Here is a 20972-nt window from a genome sequence, read left to right as displayed (position 1 = left end):
AAGGGAGTGTAATTTCATGAAGGTAAAAAAGTACAGTAAAGTCCTTAGTGCTTTAGCAGTATCTGCGCTGCTTCTATCAGCTTGCAGCGGCCAAGAGTCGGGCTCATCCAGCAAATCAAAGGGGAAAGCCCCGGAGCAAGTTGATACTTCAGCGTTTCCAGCTAAAGTTTCAAACGATAAAAAAGAAATTGATGGTACATTAAATTATGGTCTTATTTCAGATACACCTTTTGAAGGAGTATTGAATCTTGCATTTTACCAAGGCCAGCCTGATTTTGAAGTATTGCAATTCTTCGAAGAAAGCCTGTTGAGCACAGATGAGAACTGGGTATATGACCAGGACGGTGCAGCGACTTATGAGCTATCAAATGACAATAAAACAATCACCATCAAGATTAAAGACAATGTAAAGTGGCATGATGGAAACCCAGTAACTGCAGTGGATCTTGAGTACGCATACCTTGTAATTGGAAGCCCTAAATACAAGGGAGTACGCTATGATGCGCAAATGCAGCTTGTAGAAGGTATGGAAGCCTACCATGCAGGTAAAGCAGACAAGATTTCAGGTGTTAAAGTAATTGATGATAAGACAATTTCTATTACGCAGACACAGGCAAATCCATCTATGCTGACTGGGCTTTGGACAACACCTTTAAATAAGAAATATCTGGGCGATGTGCCAATCGAGAAATTGGAGTCATCAGAAAAAATTCGCAAAAACCCAATCGGTTTTGGTCCGTTCAAAGTGAAGAAAATCGTTCCTGGGGAAGCTGTGGAATTTGAAAGATACGACGATTACTGGAAAGGCAAGCCGAAGCTTTCTGGCGTATCACTTAAGGTGGTAAATCCTCAGGTAGCAACAGCTTCCCTTCAAAAGGGAGATATCGATTTTGCCGCAGTATCTGCTGACCAGTATGATCAGGCAAAATCCCTTAAAAATATTGAACTAGTTGGAACTGTCGATCTAGCTTATTCTTACATTGGTTTTAAATTAGGACATTACGATGCAGAAAAAGGTGTGTCTGTAATGGACAACCCTAAATTTGCAGACAAGAGAGTCCGCCAGGCATTTGGATATGCCATCAATAACAAAGAAGTTGGCGAAAGAATGTACAAGGGGCTTCGCTTCCCGGCGACTACAGTAATCCCGCCTTCATTCCCTAAGTATCATGATACATCCATCAAAGGATTTACGTATGATCCGGAAAAGGCTAAGAAATTGCTTGATGAAGCAGGCTACAAGGATAAAAACGGCGACGGCCTTCGTGAAGATACAAACGGCAAGGCATTCAAGATTAACTTCGCTTCTATGAGCGGAGATGACATCGCAGAGCCTCTTGCAAAGTACTATATCCAGCAATGGAGAGAAGTAGGATTGGATGTAGAATTGCTTGAAGGACGCCTGCACGAATTCAACTCCTTCTATGACAGAGTACAAAAAGACGATCCTAAAATCGATATCTTCCAGGGAGCTTGGGGTACTGGTTCTGATCCAGATCCATCTGGAATCTGGGCAAAAACGCAGCCATTTAACTTCCCACGCTGGGTAAATGATAAGAATGATGAATTGTTGAAGAAGGGTATCGCTCCTGAAGCATTCGACGAGAATGTACGTAAGGGTGTATACAAGGAATGGCAGGAGCTTGTAAATGAAGAAGCGCCTATGATTCCTACATTGTTCCGTTACTCATTATCAGGAGCTAACAAGCGTGTTAAAGGCCTTACAATTAAGGGTGGACAGGTTGAAGACTGGTACCAAGTAGCCGTTACTGATGAAAACCCGGTAAAATAATATAAAAGAGGCAGCTGATCGTTATATCAGCTGTCTTTTTTGTCTGATTTCCTTGCTATGAGAAGTGGTTGGATCATCCGTACCGGGCTCTATATTGCCTGCAAAGAACAAAGAATCATAAGGTCCTCCACAGTGGCGGCTCTTATAGCTATCTTACTGTCACTGCCGGTAATGCCCCCCTCAGGTTTAAAAATCGTGGGTTTTTGGGAAAGAATCATTTGCTTCGATTTACAATACAGGTATTTACATGCCCAAAAATAAAAAATACCTTCCAATATAGAAGGTACTAGATTTTCAACTCATTAAATATGAAACAACGGGATTGATTGATGATCTCTTTAAAAGGATAGTTATTCGGGGTCAGCATGGCATAATGCAGGGAAACCCCATCAATGATGCCCCATAGAATATGCGAAATTTCTTCAGGGTCTGCCGTAGGCGAACATTGTCCGTTAGTAATTCCTTCTATGATCAAATCTTTAAAAAAGTCCAGATATAAGTGATAACGGTCAATCATTAAATTACGCAGTGCTGATTTTCTGGAGGAGTATAACCAAAACTCTATGTATACGAGCACGGAGTTTAGATACTGGTCGTTGTTCTCAAGGTTGCTATATACAGAGAAAAAGTATTCCAGCTTATCTTTTGTGGAATTATACTGTTGCATATTGTTTTTGAGAAGGTTAATATTTTCCTTTGTGGTCGCATTCATTAACTCAATATAAATGTCATCTTTGCTGTCAAAGTAATTATAAATCGACCCTTTGCTTATACCTGATTGTTTTACAATATCGTCTATTGTAGCAATCTGAAATCCTTTTTCTGCGAAGCATTCAAAGGCGCTTTGAAGGATGATCTGTTTTCTCTCTTCTTTATATTCGTTTGATACAATCGGCGGCATTTTCTTACCTCATTCATGTAATTTTGTTCGTAGTGCGGCTTGCTGTTCGGATTGCTTATGCAAGCTCCACAAGCGTTTATCTAAGCTGTCTTGCGGGGTTTTTGCAAAAATAAGTCTTCGGTAGGGTTTCAATCAAAATGAAATATTATATTATTATTATAAACTTTTTAGAAGATTTTAAAAAGTATAAAAATTTTGTTTTTAATAATTTGTTATATCCATAAATTTATTTAGCTATTAACTGCCTTGGGATAGAAAGAAAAATCGTTATACAAGCCAAATAATAAAGGTCTGCAGATATATTAGATGCAGAACAGAAATGAAGGAAAATCATAGTGGGAATATATGAGTAAAAGCTTTGTAAAAATATATTGATATATATTGAGAGAGTATAAAAAATATACTATAATGAAATAAACTAAACAGTCAGTTTATTTTGATTTTTACGAAACAATGAAGGGTTGTTATTATGGGAAATGCAGCATTGCTCGACAAAAAAGTGGCCACTGGCATATATATTGATAAATGGATGCTAGAAACCATTGATGGAATCGGCAAGAAGCGATCAAATATGTTTAGGTGGCTATTGATCGAAGTATTAAAAGAAGAAAAACTCTACATTGGGGAAAAATTAAAAGAACTAGATGAGTCCGACGTGGTGAGACTCAGGCACAATATCATGGAAACCTGGTCCAAGGATGTTTTACATTATCAGCATAAAAAAACTCCCTGGAAAACTTCTGACCACTACACTAAAAAAGGTGTATCGCTAAGCCTGGATCAATGGATTATTGATTTGGCCTATCTTGTTGAGCCTAATCGTACAATATTTTTTTCAGCGCTATTATTGCGCAAAATAAAAAAAGAGCTTTTAAGGCTCGAACTGATAGAAGAAGACACAGTCATCAAAAAGTGTCACGGAGATTTGTTCCTATTAAATAAGAAGAGAATTAATTTGAAAGCTGGCGAAGAGTAATCCGCACGTACCTAGTTTATTGCTAAGAAGTAAACGCAGGCTGTCTGTATGGAAAAAATTGTCTGATTCAATATCTTTGATGCCGGGTATAAAAAAGGCATTAAGATATTTGGAGGGCAAATCATATGCCGACTTGGATTAAGCTGCAATTAGCCAAGGCTTTTTCAGAAAAGAATATTTATGAAATCAAAAGTCTAAATCAATCCTGGATGCATTACCAGCGAACAATAAATAATAAAAGAGCCAATTAATGAGGATTCGGATGAATCCTTTTTATTTTTTCCTTACATACAGAAAGCACCCGAATGAACGGGTGCTGGAATACAATAAGTATCAAGAAGGATTTTTTATCATCAGTCTCTTTGCTCTTTCCCCTGCAAAGAGGCAGTTGCACCCCTGTGTCCTTCCTCTTTTCTGAACTTGTCCAGCTGTCCTGCATTCTCAATATCTCCTGTGGCTTCGTAGCCTGCAATCTCAACATTTGAAGTCGTACCAAAAAGGCCCATGCCGCCCAGCTCTACGTTTGCCTCTTGCTGGATATCATCCATTTTTTTATCCAAATTGTTCACCGTCCTTTCCAATAATGTAACCATTATTGCCCCAATTATAAGGTTCGATTTAGATTCATCATGCCTCCTTAAACCGATAAATGAACTAAAGAAAACCCAGGGATTTTGAGTAGCGGAACATAAACATAATTAACATCAGGAAGGCAATAATGAGCAGTGCCCCTGATTTCCCTATGCATATGAAAGAGGTAGTCGACAAAAGATTCTATCCTTCTGTTCAGCAAATACCTATTAAGCGGAACAAAAGGTAAACTGTATTCTGTCATCTGTAAGTAAGCCAAAAATATGTAACAAAGAATAAATTCATTCCTGGCCGTGCAACTGATATAAAAAATATGGACAGGTAAGAATTCTATTTCATACACCCCAAAGGAGTTAGTTTCTAGAATATCGTATTACAAATTGAGGAGGTAAAATACACCGATTTCAGATGAACTTTCTCTCAAATTGTTACCAAAGAATGTACTTGTGAATGCACATTAATATGAGCGGAGACTGGGACGTATGGAAGACTGCTCTTGTCATCGTTGCAGGCAAGATAATAAAGGATTCTCAGTAAATATGGTAAATTGTAAGTAGACATTATTGCATGAATTGTGTGATAATTATTCGGCACAAGTCCAGCTTCATCTGATCATGTATATGTAAATTAAATTGTGTGATAATTGTACGGGGGCCTCACCTGGTCTAATGGTGAAAACTTGGCCTTCCTGCCTATCCTTTGCAAGGGATGACTGGCGCGCGCCAAAACTTGACGGTTTTAAGTTGCCTATTTACACTTACTTACATAAAGTAAGTTATAGATTCCGTTCTGGATAATATAAATGATTAGCATACGGCTTGATTGTATTAACATTTTTCAAAAAAAGCCGATTAAGTAAATGTGTTTAGTGGCAAAAACTTCTTTGTCATAATGGTCTAAGCATTGTCATAGCATAGAGTTTGTACTAAAGATGCAAAATAAAATAAAAAGGTGATTTAACATGAATAATACAAAGATTCCAAATAAAATTATTTCAATTCTTGAAGATAAAATCCAGCTGATCAAGAGGGATTCCGGGGCTATTTATTTAGTCGGACCGATACGTCTGCCAGTTAATCTAGATGGTGAAACTGTTACATTTAAATGGTACTGCTGGCTAAATTGCAACGAGGTCACCGAGGATTACGAGAGAATCATTGAAAAACTGTCATCCGAAAACCTGGCGGAATATCAGCAGTCAAGCGTCCTGGTGTACGGCGATTTTGAATTTAATGAAGATGCGCTAATTCGTATGCACTCTATTTGCCACACAGGCGATATCTTTGGAAGCAAGAGATGTGACTGCGGATTCCAGCTGAAGCAATCGATGAGAATGATCGTGGAGCATGGTACAGGTGCGTTATTTTATCTGGCTAACCACGAGGGCCGTGGAATTGGCCTTTTCAGCAAGGCAATGGCTTATGTATTGCAGGAAAACGGATATGATACAGTGGATGCGAATATCAGTCTTGGTTTTGTGGATGATTCCCGTAATTATACGGATGCCATCCATGTTTTAAAGGCACTTCGCTCGAAGCCTGTAACCCTTATTACAAATAATCCCAAAAAGCTGGCTGCCCTGCAGGAATCAGGGATGGAGGTGTCTGACAGGACGCCGTTGTGGGGAGATATTTCGGAATTTAATGAGAAGTATTTAAAGACCAAGATTAATCGCTCTGGCCATATTGGAGATGGAGGGGCGCTATAAATTATGACGAGCCATGAGTTTTATATGGACTTGGCCCTTCAAAATGCCCGGGCAATGAAGGGCCAGACAGATCCAAACCCGCTAGTAGGTTCTGTGATTGTAAATGATAACCGGATTGTTGGAGTGGGCGCTCACCTTAAAGCAGGGGAGCCGCATGCTGAAATACATGCCCTCCGAATGGCAGGAGAGAAGGCTACGGGCGGAACGATTTATGTTACACTTGAGCCGTGTTCACACCACGGAAGGACAGGTCCGTGCGCGGAAGCGATTGTGAAAGCCGGGCTCAGCAGGGTTGTCATTGCAACGCTTGACCCTAATCCTATTGTGGCCGGGAATGGTGTCAAAATTCTTGAGGAAGCTGGAATTGATGTCATCATAGGTGTCCGTGAGGAAGAATCGCGTAAGATGAATGAGGTTTTCAATAAATTTATTGTACGCCAGCTGCCATTTGTCACGCTTAAATCAGCATCCACACTGGATGGGAAAATTGCTTCGTCATCTTTGGACAGCAAATGGATTACATCAGAAGAGGCAAGGTACGATGTCCATAAGCTGAGAAATGAAAATATGGCCATTTTAGTGGGTGTCAATACCGTGATTGAAGATGATCCTGAATTGACGACACGAATTCCAAATGGCAGGAATCCAATCCGGGTTGTGATGGATTCGACTTTGAAGATCCCTTTGAATGCCAAGCTTGTGACAGACGAACTAGCGGAGACATGGGTTTTTACAAGTGAAGCATATCACAGGGAGAGGAAGAAAAGTCTGGAAGAGCGGGGCGTAAAGGTTTTTGTTACCAATCATCCTGACCGCGTTAATCCGCTTGAAGTATTGGAAATACTCGGAAAGCAGCTTATTTCTTCCTTGTTGATCGAAGGTGGAGGAGGAATCAATGCTTCCTTCCTTGAAAATAAATTGATAGATAAAGTAGTCATCTATTACGCGCCTAAGCTGATTGGGGGTAAGACTGCCCCAACATTTATAGAAGGTACAGGAATAGATAAAATGCGCGATGCCGTAGAGCTTACGGATGTGTCTGTGACACAGCTGGGCAAGGATTTTAAATTTGTGGGTTATCCTCAAAATGCAGCGGCGGACTCATAATTTTTTGGCGCTGGAAGGGATTTTGCTATGAAATTTGGCTTCGATATTGATGATACGCTGATTAACTTAAGGGAGCATGCCTTCCATATATACAATAGAACATTGAATAAAAATATCCCGCTGGATGTGTTCCAAGCGCTGCAGACGGTGGAAATTCATGAGCCCTTCGGATTATCTGCTGAAGAAGGCAAACGTATGTGGGAAAGTTCACTGGAAGAGGTGTACTACACAGACTGCCCGCCTTATTCCAATGCAGTAGAAACTCTGCAGGCCCTGGATCAGCAGGGACATGAAATCTATTATATTACCGCTCGGCCAAGCGAGCACGGAGAGCGGACGAAGAACTGGCTTATTGAACACGGGTTTCCGGTCCGTGAGGGGAGGTTTTTCTGCGGGATGAAGGATGAGGACAAAGTAAAAATCATTACAGAGCTGGATTTGGATTACTATTTTGATGACAAGCCTGCTGTCCTTGACACCCTTTCAGACGGAAAGCTAAAGGCGTATGCAGTCAATCAATCCTATAACCAGCATCTAACCATCCCTCGGATCACCGACTGGGCTGAGCTGCAGGCAATTATCGAGAATCATGGCAGGACGAATGAATAAAATAATTAATTGAGCCGGCAGCTATGCCGGTTTTTTTTGGCCATGCTGTTTAAGTTGTTATTAAATCATCCATCTTGAAAATCAGGATTCCCTCTTTATATTGCATTGTAATCAATTTTTCTGCTTCGATTATCTTTTATATAATTGGGTTATGATTTTCCTATTTTCCTCTTTTTTATTCCATCTGTCCTTTGTTAGACATAAACTTCCAAAAAGGAAAAAAAGCCAGTACCGCAGATATAGGGTTTGGACCAATTCCTGTGACAATCCGATTTTAAAAGCCTTCGAACTTATTTGTTCATTCCCAGGGTATTTCAAAAGGAGGAAAAAGGAACGCAGGGCACGAATTGAAATAAAATCCAACCCTTTGATGGCTATGTCACTTTTGTAGTTTTTTAACAATTTTTACGTATATATATATAGAATGGATTGGTACATAGAAAGTGAAAAAGAAAGGGGGAGAGTGTATGTCTGTAAACGCACTAGAAGTGAGATCGTTAACGAAGAAGATTGGGAATAAGACAATCGTAGATGATGTAAGTTTTAACGTGGCAAAGGGAGAAATATTTGGGCTGCTTGGTCCTAACGGAGCCGGGAAGACCACCATTATCCGCATGATCGTAAGCTTAATTAAACGTACTGGCGGAAGTGTCATCGTGAATGGACATAATCTGGATCAAGAATTTAAAGAAACCATGAGCGAAATTGGGGCGATAGTGGAAAATCCCGAATTCTACAAATATATGAGCGGTTATAAAAATCTGAAACATTATGCAAACATGGCTGCTGTAGAAATTTCAGAGGAAAGGATCCAGGAAGTTGTAAAGCTCGTTGAACTGGATCAGGCTATCAAACAAAAGGTCAAAACTTATTCACTGGGAATGCGCCAACGGCTGGGAGTGGCCCAGGCATTGCTGCACAATCCATCCCTCTTGATTCTGGATGAACCTACGAACGGTTTAGACCCGAAAGGAATAAGGGAGTTCAGAGTTTACTTACGCTCGCTTGCAAAGCAGGGCATTTCGGTGCTTGTCTCTTCACATTTATTATCAGAAATGGAGCTCATGTGTGACCGCTTTGCCATTATTGAAAAGGGGAAATTGATCCATATTTCCTCTATGAACGAATCTTTGGAGGATGATCAGCAGGTTCCACAGGAGGTCGTATTTGAAGTAAGCGATGCCGAAAAGGCCATTCGGCTGCTTACGGGCAAGGGGCTGACTCCTTCTGCTAGACATTTTGCCCCGCAGCAGTTTTCGCTGAACCTGGACAGGGAAACAGTTGCAATGGCAAATAAATTACTGGTGGAAAACGGAATAGAGGTATATGGTATTGGCCGTGTGGCTGCAACACTTGAAGACCGGTTCCTTGAAATAACCAATAAGGATTCAAAGGGGGCTCGGGCACATGGTCTCGCTAATTAAAAATGAACTCATGAAGACATTCACCAAAAAGGCCAGCTGGATTTATATAATCATCATTGCATTAGCCGCAATCGTGATAGGTGTAATTTTTCATAATTTCAGCGGCGAGCCTGATAAAAATTGGCGCAAGGACCTCGAATCCCAGATAGCACAAGCGGAGAAGGACCTCCAGAATGAAGAAATTCCGGCCACAGAAAAGAAGTTTATTAAAGAACAAATGGAAATTAACCAGAATTATCTGGATGAAAATGTAAATCCTAATGCGGTATCCAACTGGCATTTTATGAATTCGGTGGTAACAGGTCTTACAGTCCTGGTAACATTGTTTACGGTTATTGTGTCAAGTGCAAGTGTTTCCGCGGAGTTTGCTGATGGCACCATCAAACAGCTGCTGATCCGCCCTCACCAAAGATGGTCCATTCTTTTGTCCAAATATATATCGTTGCTGATTTATTCACTAATATTGGTAGTGACTCTTATCGCAGCAGGGTATATCACCGGTCTAGTCCTTTTTGGAGCTGGCGATTATTCAGCAAAGATCTTTGAACTTGCCATAGATGGCCAAAAGGAAACCATTGTCGGTGCGCAATTTTTCTTGAAGGTGTTGTACTATTTGCCAAGCTTATTGGTGATCATGACTATATCCTTCATGTTATCCACCTTATTCAAGAGCCAGGCGCTGGCGGTGGGAATCGGAATCTTTGTGCTTTTTGTCTCATCAGCCCTGGGTTCCCTGATCGTCGTACTTGCCAAGAAATTTACCTGGGCAAAATTTCTGATCTTCCCGCATCTGGATTTAACAGTTTATGCCCTGCAGGATAAAATATTGGAAAATGTCACGCTTCCAATGTCACTGGGAATCCTGGGAGTATATTATATTATTTTTATCGTGTTGACTTTCGTCTTTTTCCAGAAGAGGGATATTAGTATATAGTAACCATCTGTTAACCGGCGGCTCTTTTGCAAAGAGCTGCTTTTTTGGTTGGAGGAATTTGTAATTTTGGAAATATATTGTAATATTATTGTAATGATAAACGGCATGGAGTCTTGTATAGGGTACAGATTGTAAGGAGGAAAGCGATACGCGAGCCACAAGGAATTATTTTGATATTTATTTATTGTTTATCATCATCATTTTCATGCTGATCAGCTGTCTTTCCATATATAGCTCGCAAAAATACCTTCCATATGATGAGCCTTTTGCTCTGAAACAATTGGTGTGGTATGGATTAGGGTTTACAATGTCGGCATTTATTTACTTCCTCGATTTGGAGCAGATCAGGAAGATTTCTTTAATCCCTTATCTATTCGGTGTACTTATTTTATTTGTCCTTATTATCTCGCCAGAATCCATTGCTCCGGAAATCAAGGGGATCAGGGCATGGTTTGTTATACCAGGGATTAATTTTTCTTTGCAGCCGGCTGAGTTTATGAAGATCTTCTTAATTATTTATTTAGCAAATCTGATAGTCTGGCACAATGACAAGCATCCCAACAGAACGATAAGTAGTGACCTGGTTTTAATAGGAAAAGCCGGTTTTGTGACATTCCTTCCAATTTTGCTTATTCTTCAGCAGCCAGACGCTGGGACTGCGATGGTGATATGTGCAATCATGCTTGGAATGCTGTTTTTATCAGGCGTGCACTGGAAGCTCATTTCCTGTCTTGCTGTGCTCGGAATCTTGCTGTTATGCTCGCTCATTGTCATCTACTTGAAGTTCCCTGAGTTGCTTTTGCTTGTCCTTGATCAATATCAGCTGGATCGGATCCATTCGTGGCTTGATCCGTTTGGTTATCGAAACGGGATAGGATATCAATTGACTCAGTCCATCCTGGCGATTGGCTCTGGGGTAACCGGAGGAAAGGGGTTTAATAACGGGGATGTGATTGTCCCTGAGTCACATTCCGATTTTATTTTTACAGTCATTGGGGAGGAATATGGCTTTATTGGGAGCAGTCTTGTCATAATATTATATTTTTTCCTGATTTATAGAATCATCATCATTGCGCTGAGGCATAAAGGGGATTATGAGATTTTAATAGCCGCGGGTGTGACGTCCATGCTTACATTCCACATTGTTGAAAACATTGGAATGGTCATAGGCCTGGTGCCCATCACTGGTATCCCGCTGCCTCTGTTAAGCTATGGCGGGAGCTCCATACTGGCAACCTTGCTGGCATTAAACCTTATTTTAAATATCTCTGCCAAAACAAAAAGATATATGTTTTCCGAAAATGATTAAGGTTGTTTTATTAAGAAGACTGAACCAAAGTTTTTTATAGAAACAAGGTTTTTATCGTATCTTTTTACCGGTCGCGATCTTAATAATATTTATGCCAGAATCACTCGCTTTCCGCAAATTGGCCATCAAGCCTCCTCACTCGTACCTCGCTGCGGGGGCTGTTAGGCGTTCTTCCACAGGACACTGAAGTATATCCCCGGATTGGCATCGCATAGACATTAGAGGAGTCTCGCAATTCTGACACCAATCCATGGATATAAATAAAACAGTTACCTTTCATGTTGTACATGCGAATTGCTTTAGATACTGATATACATCGATCAATAAAATAACCGTTACATGTGATGTAAAGATGACAAAATTGTAAGCTTCCTCAAAAATAATGTAAGGAAAAGTTATGGCTGCGATTTTCCGTATGTTCTAAAGTGGACATATAGAAATGAAGCAAAGGAGCAACGACAATGGAAATGGTATTACAGGCTGAAGGAATTGCAAAGATGTATGGAACCAAGGGCAATGTATATCGTGCGCTGAACGGGGTGGATATACAGGTTGAAAGAGGGGAGTTCATGGGGATTATGGGGCCGTCCGGGGCTGGGAAATCCACGCTGTTGAATGTCCTTTCCACGATCGATTCACCCAGTCAGGGGACGGTTAAAATAAACCAGGAAAATATTCATGCACTTAAGGACTCGGAACTGGCTAAGTTCAGGAGAGCACAGCTGGGCTTTATATTCCAGGACTTCCATCTGCTCGACACATTGACAGTAAAGGAAAATATCTTGCTGCCCCTTTCTTTGGCCAATTTGCCGGTCAGGGAAATGGAGCAGCGGATTGAACAGATTGCAAAGATATTTAATTTAGGGGAAATCCTGGAAAAGTATCCATATGAGATTTCGGGAGGCCAGCAGCAAAGGACTGCAACAGCCAGGGCGGTGATCTCAAACCCCAATCTGATATTTGCAGACGAACCGACAGGAGCGCTTGATTCCAAATCTGCTCTCACTCTGCTTCAGACCCTCTCCCAGCTCAATAAGGAAGAGAAGTCCACCATCCTGATGGTGACGCATGATGCATATGCGGCTAGCTTTTGCACGCGCGTCTTGTTTATAAAGGATGGAGTGATCTTTACAGAGCTGCGAAAAGGACAGCATACGAGAAAACAATTCTTTGAACAGATCATACATATATTGACAGCTCTCGGAGGAGGCAGGCAATATGACAGTATTTAACCTCGCCCGAAGGAATATACAGAAAGATGTCCAGCAGTATCTGTTATATTTTTATCCAATGGTATGTAGCATCATCATTTATTTTACGTTTGTGTCTCTTCAATACAATCGGCAGATTATTGGTGCAGCCGGCATGTTGGATAAGATAGAGCCTGCATTTGCTGCTTCCTCTATTTTTCTGCTGATCTTTGCAGCATTTTTTATCTGGTATTCCAACGCCTTTTTTATGCGGAAGAGAAAGAAGGAGATTGCCTTATACACTCTGTTCGGCTTTCCAAAGAAGAAGGTGGCACAGCTCCTGTTCTGCGAAAATATCTTGCTGGGAATCGCTGCCATTATTATTGGGATTCTCGCGGGGGCATTTTTATCAAAATTGTTCGCCATGCTTCTGGTCAAATTAATGGGGTTTTTTTTGTCGCTGAATTCTCGTTATCTTTCAAAGCTGCAGTTCAGACAATCATTGTGTTTTCCGTCATCATTTTGCTCGCCTCCATTAATAACTATAGGATCATCTACCGGTTTACCCTGCTTCAGCTTCTAAATGCAGAAAAGAAAGGCGATATACAGCGAAAGAGTTCAGTGATAATTGGGTTTAGTTCCTTGCTGCTATTAGGTGCAGCTTATTGGACCCTTTTGCAGAATGCTGAATCCGCTATTTGGAAAGACTGGGGCGGTCGCGCCATCTTATTCTCGGCGGGCTGCCTCGTGACAGGTACGTACTTATTTTTAAGGACTTTTACAGTATCTGTTATTAAAAGTCTGTCCCTGATAAAGAGAATCTACTTTAAGAGCACAAATTTGATCAGCTTGTCGCATCTTTTATTTCGAATGAGAGGGAATGTGCTTATTTTATGGGTCATTTCCCTATTTGCCACCTTAACCATATTTACTGCTGGCACAACAGCAGGGCTTTATAATAATTTGAATAAAATATCAACCGAGAATCATCCCGTCAGTTTAATGTATACTGTCCCAGGTTCAGAATCAGGGGATAAGGTTAACAGGCTGATGAAGGATGCCGATACAGTCTATACCGATCAAATCCGGTACACGGAAATCGAAGGCGATTTATCTCCGACGAGGAGATGGCCTAGCGATTATCCTATTATCCTGATTCCGGAAGCCGATTTTCACCGGCTTGCAGGTAGGATGGACAAGGAACATGATCTGGAGCTGGGAATAAATGAAGCAATCGTCTTTTACGATGGCAATATCAATCAAGCTACGGATCCTTATACAGGAAAACAAATAAGACTGAATTCATCAGAGAAAGTAAGGATCGTGAAGTATCAAAATTATGGGCTGTTGAATCAAAGCTTAGGGGCCTTTCCGATGGTAATCGATGATGGATTATATGCAAAAATCGCAGAAGGCAAAACTGCACAAATGAGAATTTATAAATTAAATCATGAAAAATCAAGCGGGAGCCTTGTCCAGGCTGTTGAAAAAATTGTTGCTCAGAATCCTTCTTCCGGACAGCCGCCGATTTTTTCCTCCTTCTATCAAGAATATCAGAAGGGTATGCAAACGTACGGCATCCTGATATTTATAAGTTCATTCCTGGGACTGGTGTCTTTGCTCGCAACCGGCAGCATGCTCCATTACAAACAGCTGACAGAAGCAGCTGATGACCGGCCGCGTTATGAAATATTAGACAAAATCGGCATGGGGCGTCCCGAAGTGCGAAAGGCCATTGCAAAACAGCTGTTGCCCATTTTCATGCTTCCGCTGGTGATAGCGATTGGCCACAGTTCTATATTGATTACTGCTCTCTCCCGGTATTTGCACATAAATATGCTGCTGCCATTTGTCTGCTCTGTTGGTTTATACATCGTAATATACTCTTTATATTATTTTATCACTCTTACTAAATATGAAAATGTCGTTACTGATTAAAAGGAGTGCAGAGCGCACTCCTTTTCTATGCAAGAACAATATAACATCGCCATCAAAAGTAGTACGAGCGATGCAGTTCAGGAAAAGAAATCACTGCTTCTGTGCAGTTTCCTTCCTCAGACCTGATGGTGATATCATGCCCCAGTTTTCCCGCCATTCTTTTTGCCAGATAAAGGCCCATTCCGGTAGAGGAATGCTGCTTCCTGCCATTTTTTCCAGTGAACCCTTTTTGAAACACACGCGGCAGGTCCTCTGCTGCAATCCCGATTCCATTGTCGCAGATAGACATTGTCCTGTTTTCAGCATTGATGATTATCAGGATTTTGCCGTTCATACCTGTATACTTGAGCGCATTGGACAAAAGCTGGTTTATTATAAATATCAAGGCTTTTTTATCCGTCAGCACTTCAAAGGAAGCAAGATGTAAATCAAGCTTGATCCGCTTCGACAGAAAGGTTTTCCTATTTGCTTTGATGGCATCCTTTAAAGCCATTTCTATATCGATTTCCTGTATGATGTAGTCATTGCTAAAATCATTCAGTCTTGAAAAATAAAGGGCCTGTTCGATAAAATGCTCGATTTTATCCATTTCTTCTTCCAGGCTTGTGATGCTGCCGCGTGTCTCGTACAGCATCCTGCTTACAGCGATAGGGGTTTTAATTTCGTGAAACCAGGCGGTTATGTATTCAAGCCACTCCTGTTTTTCTTTATTGAGATGGGTTATGTCTGATGTATGTTTTTGATTCAATTTCGTGATTGCGCCGACGTATATTCCCTCTTCAAATGAAGTCGTTTTTGGAAGCGCGGCTGTACCGCCAAAATTGCTGTATTGCGTCCATTGTTCCAGGAATTTTTGTTTCCGGAAATAGGTGCAGCATAGATGGATGCCAAGGAGAAATACAGATGCCATGTCCATGTACAGCAGGCTGCCTGGGTGGATATTCGATTCTGGATCCAGAAGGATGACTGCATTAATGAATATAAGAATAAATGCAAACGTCCAAAGTGTTCGCCTTTCGTCCCTCAAATAGTGAAGTATGGTCATTGCAGCACGCGTACCCTTGCCGTTTTCTGGTGACGATCGCATTTTCAATCCCTATCGATTCAAGTTTTTTTCGCAATCGTGTGACATTCACAGTTAAAGTGTTATCGTCGACAAACTCTTCGTTTTCCCACAGGGCCCTCATTATTTCATCTCTGGAAATAATATGGCCTGCTTTATTCATTAACAAATATAAAATATGAAATTCATTCTTCGTAAGGGTGGCTTCCTTTTCCCGGAAATGGACCTTGCCGTTTTCTATGTGCAGATGAATCTCACCGACTGCCAGCACCTGTCTTTCAGGGGCTTGGCTTTGAAGGGATCTGCGGAGGACTGCGTTAATCTTTGCGACGAGCACCTCCAATGAAAATGGCTTTTGAATGAAATCGTCCCCGCCCATATTCATGGCCATGATGATATCCATGGTCTGTGTCCTTGATGATATAAACATAATCGGTACATCGGAATGCTGCCGTATCTTGCTGCACCAATAAAAGCCATCAAAATTCGGAAGGTTAATATCAAGGAGAACCATATGGGGTTTTACTGTCAGCACCTGCTGATCCACATCCTCGAAGCTTTCTATGATCAGGGGCTGGAAATTCCATTTTTTTATATATTCGGCAATCAAGCTTCGAATCTTGCAATCGTCTTCTACTATTAGAATTTTATACATTTTTTGCACCTGTTTTTACATCAAGTATACAAAATCAACCTAAATATTTACAGGGGGTCTGAGGTACAGAAATATATTTTGCTAACTGAGAACAAAACTTTGTTACAATCATATTCAGATAACAAGGAGGATGGAAACATGAAGGATAAAGCGATTGAGCTTGCGCAGAGGCAATTGGATGCGTACAACGCAAAAGATATTGATGCATTTTTAGAAGTTTATAGCGAGGATGTCCAAATCTTGGATTTTCCGTCAAATAATCTTGTATACACCGGACTGGAAAAAATGAGAGAGAGATATGCAGCATTGTTTGAGCAGAATCCGAACCAGAATGCAGCACTTAAGGCCCGCATCGCACATGGCAGCATTGTCATTGACCACGAATACATAACAGGAAGAGCAAATGGTATCGAGCTGGAAGCCGTGGCAATGTATGAAGTGATTGGTGATAGGATTGCGAAAGTGTGGTTTATAAAATAGGAGGCGGATGAGTATGGCTCCTGGCTTGCTCCATCATATAGAATTGAATGTTTCCGATTTAGGAAAAACCACCGAATTTTGGGGCTGGTTTCTGGAGGAGCTGGGGTATCGTCCATTTCAGGAGTGGGAAAAGGGGAGGAGCTGGAAGCTGGAAGATACGTATATTGTGTTTGTCCAGGCTGAAGACCGATTCCTGGACCCTCCCTACCATCGCTCCCGGGTAGGCCTTAACCACCTGGCCTTCCAGGCTGAATCGCAGTCCCATGTTGATGAATTGACTGCGAAATTAAGAGAAAGGGGCATTCCCCTGCTGTACTCCGACAGATACCCCTTTGCTGGCGGGAAAACCCATTACGCAGTTTTTTTCGAGGATCCAGACCGCATCAAGGTGGAGCTGGTTGCCCCATGATCAATCATTTCTTGAGAGAGCTGAAAGAAAGCTCTCTTTTTTAATGCATGAAAATACAGGGGATGCCGGCTGGCTGTCAATATGTTCTAAATCGGTTATCGCAGGTATGTTTTTTGTGAAGGAAGGGTAAAGAACGATAGCTTCTATCTATCAAATTTAATTAAAAAGAGGTGTTTCATTGCCAAATTCAAAATACTTTCGGTTAGGTTACACGATTATCATCATGTTGATTATCATTCTGCTTGCAACCAAAGTGGACTTTGTGTTTAGGCCCCTTGTAGTTTTCTTTCAGACCTTATTCCTCCCATTTTTGATTTCAGGGGTCATTTATTATCTGTTGAGGCCGGTCGTTATATTTCTCCATGATAAAAAGGTGCCGAAGTCTCTTGCTATCCTTTTAATATATATGCTTTTCTTGGGGATCGGCACTTTAGCTGTCTTTCTTCTGGGACCGGAATTACAGAAGCAGTTTAAGAGCCTGATTGAAAATTTCCCGGGTATCATTGATACATTGCGCGATCAGGTAGTGGATTTAAGGGAAAATAAGTGGTTCGCACGATTCCAGGAAAATGAATATTTTACATTGGATGAAGTGAGTACAGCCGTAAGTGATTACCTTAAGACCAATGTATCCGGCTTCGGAAACAAAGTCGGCAATTTTATAGGGATAATAACGAGCGTCATTACATTGATTGTAACAGTCCCGTTTATTGTGTTTTACATGCTGAAGGACGGGGAGGGTGCTTCCGATGGAGTTCTGAAATATCTCCCATATTTTCAGGCTACAGAGGCGAAGCTGATTATTAAGGACATGGACGAGGCATTAAGCTCATATATACAGGGCCAGGCAATTGTTTCGTTCATCGTTGGCTTCATGATGTACATCGGTTATTTAATCATCGGGATCGATTATTCGCTCATTCTTGCAGTGATTGCCATGCTGACAAACGTCATTCCTTTCATTGGTCCATTTATCGCAATTATTCCGGCCATCATTATTGCACTGATCACGTCTCCTTTTATGGCTGTAAAAGTCATTATTGTTGCGGTAATTGTCCAGCAAATCGATGGGAACCTGACATCTCCTTATATTATGGGGCGCAAGCTGGATATCCATCCGCTAACGATCATTTTGGTGCTCCTTGTGGCAGGCAGTATGGGAGGCCTGCTGGGAATGATCATAGGGGTTCCATTCTATGCAGTATTGAAGGTTATAATAAGTCATGCATACCGATTGTATCGGCTGCATAAAGAAAAGGATAAAATTATCGAAATAGAATAGGGACGGGTTCATACACCAGAAGGAAGGGCAGTTCGCCTTCCTTCTTTTTATATTATCTTTTTGCCATAAAATTAAGGGTTTTCTTCTATAAATTATAAAGGAGTGAACCGATATAAAAATAGATAATCACTGGGTTATTCTTCATTGGCCTATGAAGAATATAATTTTCAGCCTCAGTCCATTGGTTGTTACTTCTATGCAGGGGGCGTTAAATTGGGTTATTTCACGGAAATTTATTTCTTTGATTATAAATTCATCATACTTACTGTCTTTTTTGCCGTAGCCAGCTGTGTCATTGGAATTGAATTCAGCAAAAAGGTTCGAATAGTTCATGGCAAAGGAAAATCGTTGCTGCAGGGCTCTGCTTTACTGGCTGTTTCATTTTGGCTCACTCATGCCAGTGTAGCCTTTTCGGTCGACGTGCCATTCTCTATGATGGCCTTCGGGATTTACTCTATAGTCAGTTTGTTCTTCTGCTTCTGGGGTTCCTTTATAGCTTTAAAGATATCCAATTTAGGGAGCGTGACAGGGAAGCAATACATATCCGGGAGCATATTGATTGCAATCAGCATTCTTGGCACAGATGCCTTAGGTTACTCTTTCTTATTCCATGACGATATGGATTGGAAGGTTAGTCTCCTTATAGTAACAGGGCTTTTAACTTTAGGGTGTTCTTTCTCCCTGTTTCGGTTTCTGATACAGATTACCAATGATGATCATGTTGGCATCGGCAAGTGGAAACATATAGGCTCTGTCGCAGCAGGTGCTGCTTTGGCAGGAATCCCATTTATCACACTGATATCCATTATCAGATTGGATGGCGGCAATGCCATTACACCAGGGATGCTTACCCCGTTTATCTTTGTGATCCTGGCCCATTTATTGCTTATGCTGGTACCTGATTTATTTGGTGATCGCCTTCTTTTAAAACATAGTCACGCTTATAAATCCCTGTTTAACCACAATCCAGGGGGAGTATTCTCCGTGGACCTGAAGGGCAATGTTGTCAATGCGAACGAAGCAGCATCCAGAATTACTGGTTATCCGAACGAGGAATTAATCGGACTGTCGATTGACTCGTTTTTTGATGAGAGGAATAAACAGGCTATCAACGTCGCTTTACATAATGTACTGGACGGCAGGATCATTAATATTGAAACACAGATTCTTCAAAAGCAGGGAACGTCTGTAAATGTAAGAATCACTCCGATCAGGAGCATGATCAATAATCAGATGATGGGGACATTTGCCATTGTAGAGGATATTACCGAAAAAAAGGAATCGGAGCAAAAAATTAAATTCCTTGCGTACCATGACGAACTGACAAAGCTTCCGAATCGCAGTATGGTAAAAAACGAAATAGCCGTGCTAGCCAAGGAAAACACACATTTCAGCATGATGCTGATAGACTTTGACAGATTTAAACGAATAAATGATACATTCGGGCACTCCTTCGGTGACAAAATTCTGATTCATATCGGAGATCAGCTGTCCCGGTTAATCGGAAGCCAGGGAATCGTATCCAGAATCGGCGGGGATGAGTTCCTGATTCTTGTGCCGTCTGCAAAAAATAAGCCACTGGCAGAAAGCATCATCTCTGAATTCAATACGCCGATGCTGATCAATGGAATCGAGGTACTGTTAACCGCCAGTATGGGTATAGCAAACTATCCTGCGCATACCACAAATATTGATGATTTGTTTAAGTACGCCGATATTGCCATGTACCATTCAAAAGAAAATGGGGCTAACGGATACTCCTTTTACAATAGCGCAATGGCAGACACAGCTCTTAACAAGCTTGATATGGAAAATGATTTAAGGGCGGCTATCGAAAATAAAGAATTAATGCTGTATTTTCAACCGAAATTTAACACAGTACATAAGAAAATCATTGGATCAGAGGTTCTGATCCGCTGGAAGCGCGATTTACAGGGATTCATCCCGCCAAATGTTTTTATTCCCGTGGCGGAGGAAAGCGGACTGATTGTGCCTTTGGAAAGGTTCGTAATTGAAGAAACATGCCGGGTCATTTCAGATTGGCTGGAAAAGGGCAAGGAAGTCAAGCGGGTTTCTATAAATATATCATTGATAACCCTGCTGCAGGAGGGATTTGCAGCTTACGTCCTTGAGAAAATTTCAGAGTTTCATATTGCTGGGAATCTCTTGGAACTGGAAATTACAGAGAGAGTTGTAATGAAAAATGAGGATGATGTAAACAGTACACTTCACAAACTTCGGGAGCAGGGCATTAAGATTAGCATCGATGATTTTGGAACTGGATACAGCTCCTTAAGTTATCTGGATAAGTTAAATGTGGATATTTTAAAAATCGATCAATCCTTCATCCGCAATATCCAGCAGAAAAAGGAAGTAATATCGGCCATCATATCGTTGGCAAAAAGCTTAAATCTCAGGGTGATCGCTGAAGGGGTGGAAACCCTCAACCAGGTAGAGTTATTAAGATACCTAGGATGTGAGGAAGTACAGGGTTACTATTATTCTCCGCCGGTGCCCATCGAGGAATTCGAGCGGCAGCTGGAACATAAATATAGATTTCAAAATGCATGAAGAGTATTTAGTAAGCCTACACGATTTTTTAGC

The 20972-nt window shown here is 41.2% G+C and carries 20 protein-coding genes; 16 read left to right on the top strand and 4 right to left on the bottom strand.

Features of this window, described 5'->3' with window-relative positions:
- The first annotated feature begins 16 nt into the window (after window positions 1–16).
- Entirely contained in the window at window positions 17–1792 is a 1776-nt protein-coding gene (opp4A, locus tag V1500_RS22390; protein ID WP_409302749.1) for an oligopeptide ABC transporter substrate-binding protein, read from the top strand.
- Between the two features lie 286 nt (window positions 1793–2078).
- Here the strand turns inward: opp4A and V1500_RS22385 are convergent, their stop codons facing one another.
- The gene (locus V1500_RS22385) at window positions 2079–2693 is read right to left on the bottom strand and encodes a TetR/AcrR family transcriptional regulator (protein WP_409302747.1); all 615 of its coding nucleotides are present in this window, start codon (window positions 2691–2693) and stop codon (window positions 2079–2081) included.
- A 469-nt stretch (window positions 2694–3162) separates the two neighbouring features.
- On the opposite strand from V1500_RS22385, the gene V1500_RS22380 reads away from it, so the two are divergent.
- Both V1500_RS22380 and cmpA read left to right on the top strand, forming a co-directional pair.
- A complete protein-coding gene (locus V1500_RS22380) occupies window positions 3163–3669 on the top strand; it encodes a hypothetical protein (protein WP_409302745.1) in 507 nt (168 codons plus the stop codon).
- 125 nt (window positions 3670–3794) lie between these two features.
- Window positions 3795–3920, top strand: coding sequence for a cortex morphogenetic protein CmpA (cmpA, locus tag V1500_RS22375; protein ID WP_409302743.1), 126 nt, complete (start codon window positions 3795–3797; stop codon window positions 3918–3920).
- Window positions 3921–4022: 102 nt separating this feature from the next.
- Here the strand turns inward: cmpA and V1500_RS22370 are convergent, their stop codons facing one another.
- Window positions 4023–4229 carry a hypothetical protein gene (locus V1500_RS22370; RefSeq protein ID WP_409302741.1) on the bottom strand — a complete coding sequence of 69 codons (207 nt, stop codon included), beginning with the start codon at window positions 4227–4229 and terminating at the stop codon, window positions 4023–4025.
- A 992-nt stretch (window positions 4230–5221) separates the two neighbouring features.
- Between V1500_RS22370 and V1500_RS22365 the strand changes: the two genes are divergently transcribed.
- From V1500_RS22365 to V1500_RS22325, 9 genes are all read left to right on the top strand, one after another.
- The gene (locus V1500_RS22365; protein ID WP_409302739.1) at window positions 5222–5968 is read left to right on the top strand and encodes a GTP cyclohydrolase II; all 747 of its coding nucleotides are present in this window, start codon (window positions 5222–5224) and stop codon (window positions 5966–5968) included.
- 3 nt (window positions 5969–5971) lie between these two features.
- Complete coding sequence (gene ribD / locus V1500_RS22360; protein ID WP_409302738.1) at window positions 5972–7075, top strand: bifunctional diaminohydroxyphosphoribosylaminopyrimidine deaminase/5-amino-6-(5-phosphoribosylamino)uracil reductase RibD; 1104 nt, start codon at window positions 5972–5974, stop codon at window positions 7073–7075.
- Window positions 7076–7102: 27 nt separating this feature from the next.
- Window positions 7103–7684, top strand: a complete 582-nt coding sequence (locus V1500_RS22355; protein WP_409302736.1) for a 5' nucleotidase, NT5C type — start codon at window positions 7103–7105, stop codon at window positions 7682–7684.
- 467 nt (window positions 7685–8151) lie between these two features.
- On the top strand, window positions 8152–9108 hold the full coding sequence (locus tag V1500_RS22350) for an ABC transporter ATP-binding protein (RefSeq protein WP_409302734.1): 957 nt from the start codon (window positions 8152–8154) through the stop codon (window positions 9106–9108).
- Window positions 9092–10042 (top strand): ABC transporter permease, encoded by a 951-nt coding sequence (locus tag V1500_RS22345; RefSeq protein ID WP_409302733.1) that lies wholly within the window; start codon window positions 9092–9094, stop codon window positions 10040–10042. The genes V1500_RS22350 and V1500_RS22345 overlap by 17 nt, the downstream gene beginning before the upstream one ends.
- 184 nt (window positions 10043–10226) lie before the next feature.
- A complete protein-coding gene (locus V1500_RS22340; RefSeq protein WP_409302731.1) occupies window positions 10227–11351 on the top strand; it encodes an FtsW/RodA/SpoVE family cell cycle protein in 1125 nt (374 codons plus the stop codon).
- 461 nt (window positions 11352–11812) lie between these two features.
- Window positions 11813–12583 carry an ABC transporter ATP-binding protein gene (locus V1500_RS22335; protein WP_409302729.1) on the top strand — a complete coding sequence of 257 codons (771 nt, stop codon included), beginning with the start codon at window positions 11813–11815 and terminating at the stop codon, window positions 12581–12583.
- Window positions 12570–13124 (top strand): FtsX-like permease family protein, encoded by a 555-nt coding sequence (locus V1500_RS22330; RefSeq protein ID WP_409302727.1) that lies wholly within the window; start codon window positions 12570–12572, stop codon window positions 13122–13124. The genes V1500_RS22335 and V1500_RS22330 overlap by 14 nt, the downstream gene beginning before the upstream one ends.
- A 299-nt stretch (window positions 13125–13423) precedes the next feature.
- Window positions 13424–14479 carry a hypothetical protein gene (locus V1500_RS22325; protein ID WP_409302725.1) on the top strand — a complete coding sequence of 352 codons (1056 nt, stop codon included), beginning with the start codon at window positions 13424–13426 and terminating at the stop codon, window positions 14477–14479.
- A 52-nt stretch (window positions 14480–14531) separates the two neighbouring features.
- Here the strand turns inward: V1500_RS22325 and V1500_RS22320 are convergent, their stop codons facing one another.
- The gene (locus V1500_RS22320) at window positions 14532–15524 is read right to left on the bottom strand and encodes a sensor histidine kinase (protein WP_409302723.1); all 993 of its coding nucleotides are present in this window, start codon (window positions 15522–15524) and stop codon (window positions 14532–14534) included.
- Window positions 15451–16197, bottom strand: coding sequence for a response regulator transcription factor (locus tag V1500_RS22315; RefSeq protein ID WP_409302721.1), 747 nt, complete (start codon window positions 16195–16197; stop codon window positions 15451–15453). The genes V1500_RS22320 and V1500_RS22315 overlap by 74 nt, the downstream gene beginning before the upstream one ends.
- A 138-nt stretch (window positions 16198–16335) precedes the next feature.
- Between V1500_RS22315 and V1500_RS22310 the strand changes: the two genes are divergently transcribed.
- From V1500_RS22310 to V1500_RS22295, 4 genes are all read left to right on the top strand, one after another.
- Complete coding sequence (locus V1500_RS22310; protein WP_409302719.1) at window positions 16336–16677, top strand: nuclear transport factor 2 family protein; 342 nt, start codon at window positions 16336–16338, stop codon at window positions 16675–16677.
- A 13-nt stretch (window positions 16678–16690) separates the two neighbouring features.
- Complete coding sequence (locus V1500_RS22305) at window positions 16691–17086, top strand: VOC family protein (protein ID WP_409302717.1); 396 nt, start codon at window positions 16691–16693, stop codon at window positions 17084–17086.
- Window positions 17087–17264: 178 nt separating this feature from the next.
- A complete protein-coding gene (locus V1500_RS22300; protein WP_409302715.1) occupies window positions 17265–18368 on the top strand; it encodes an AI-2E family transporter in 1104 nt (367 codons plus the stop codon).
- Between the two features lie 213 nt (window positions 18369–18581).
- Window positions 18582–20939, top strand: a complete 2358-nt coding sequence (locus tag V1500_RS22295) for an EAL domain-containing protein (protein ID WP_409302713.1) — start codon at window positions 18582–18584, stop codon at window positions 20937–20939.
- Window positions 20940–20972: the final 33 nt, after the last annotated feature.

Origin of the sequence: Peribacillus sedimenti, assembly GCF_046237635.1 — a bacterium.
In the GTDB taxonomy this organism is placed as follows: Bacteria; Bacillota; Bacilli; order Bacillales; family DSM-1321; genus Peribacillus; species Peribacillus sedimenti.
This window is presented reverse-complemented; position numbering and strand designations above follow the sequence as displayed.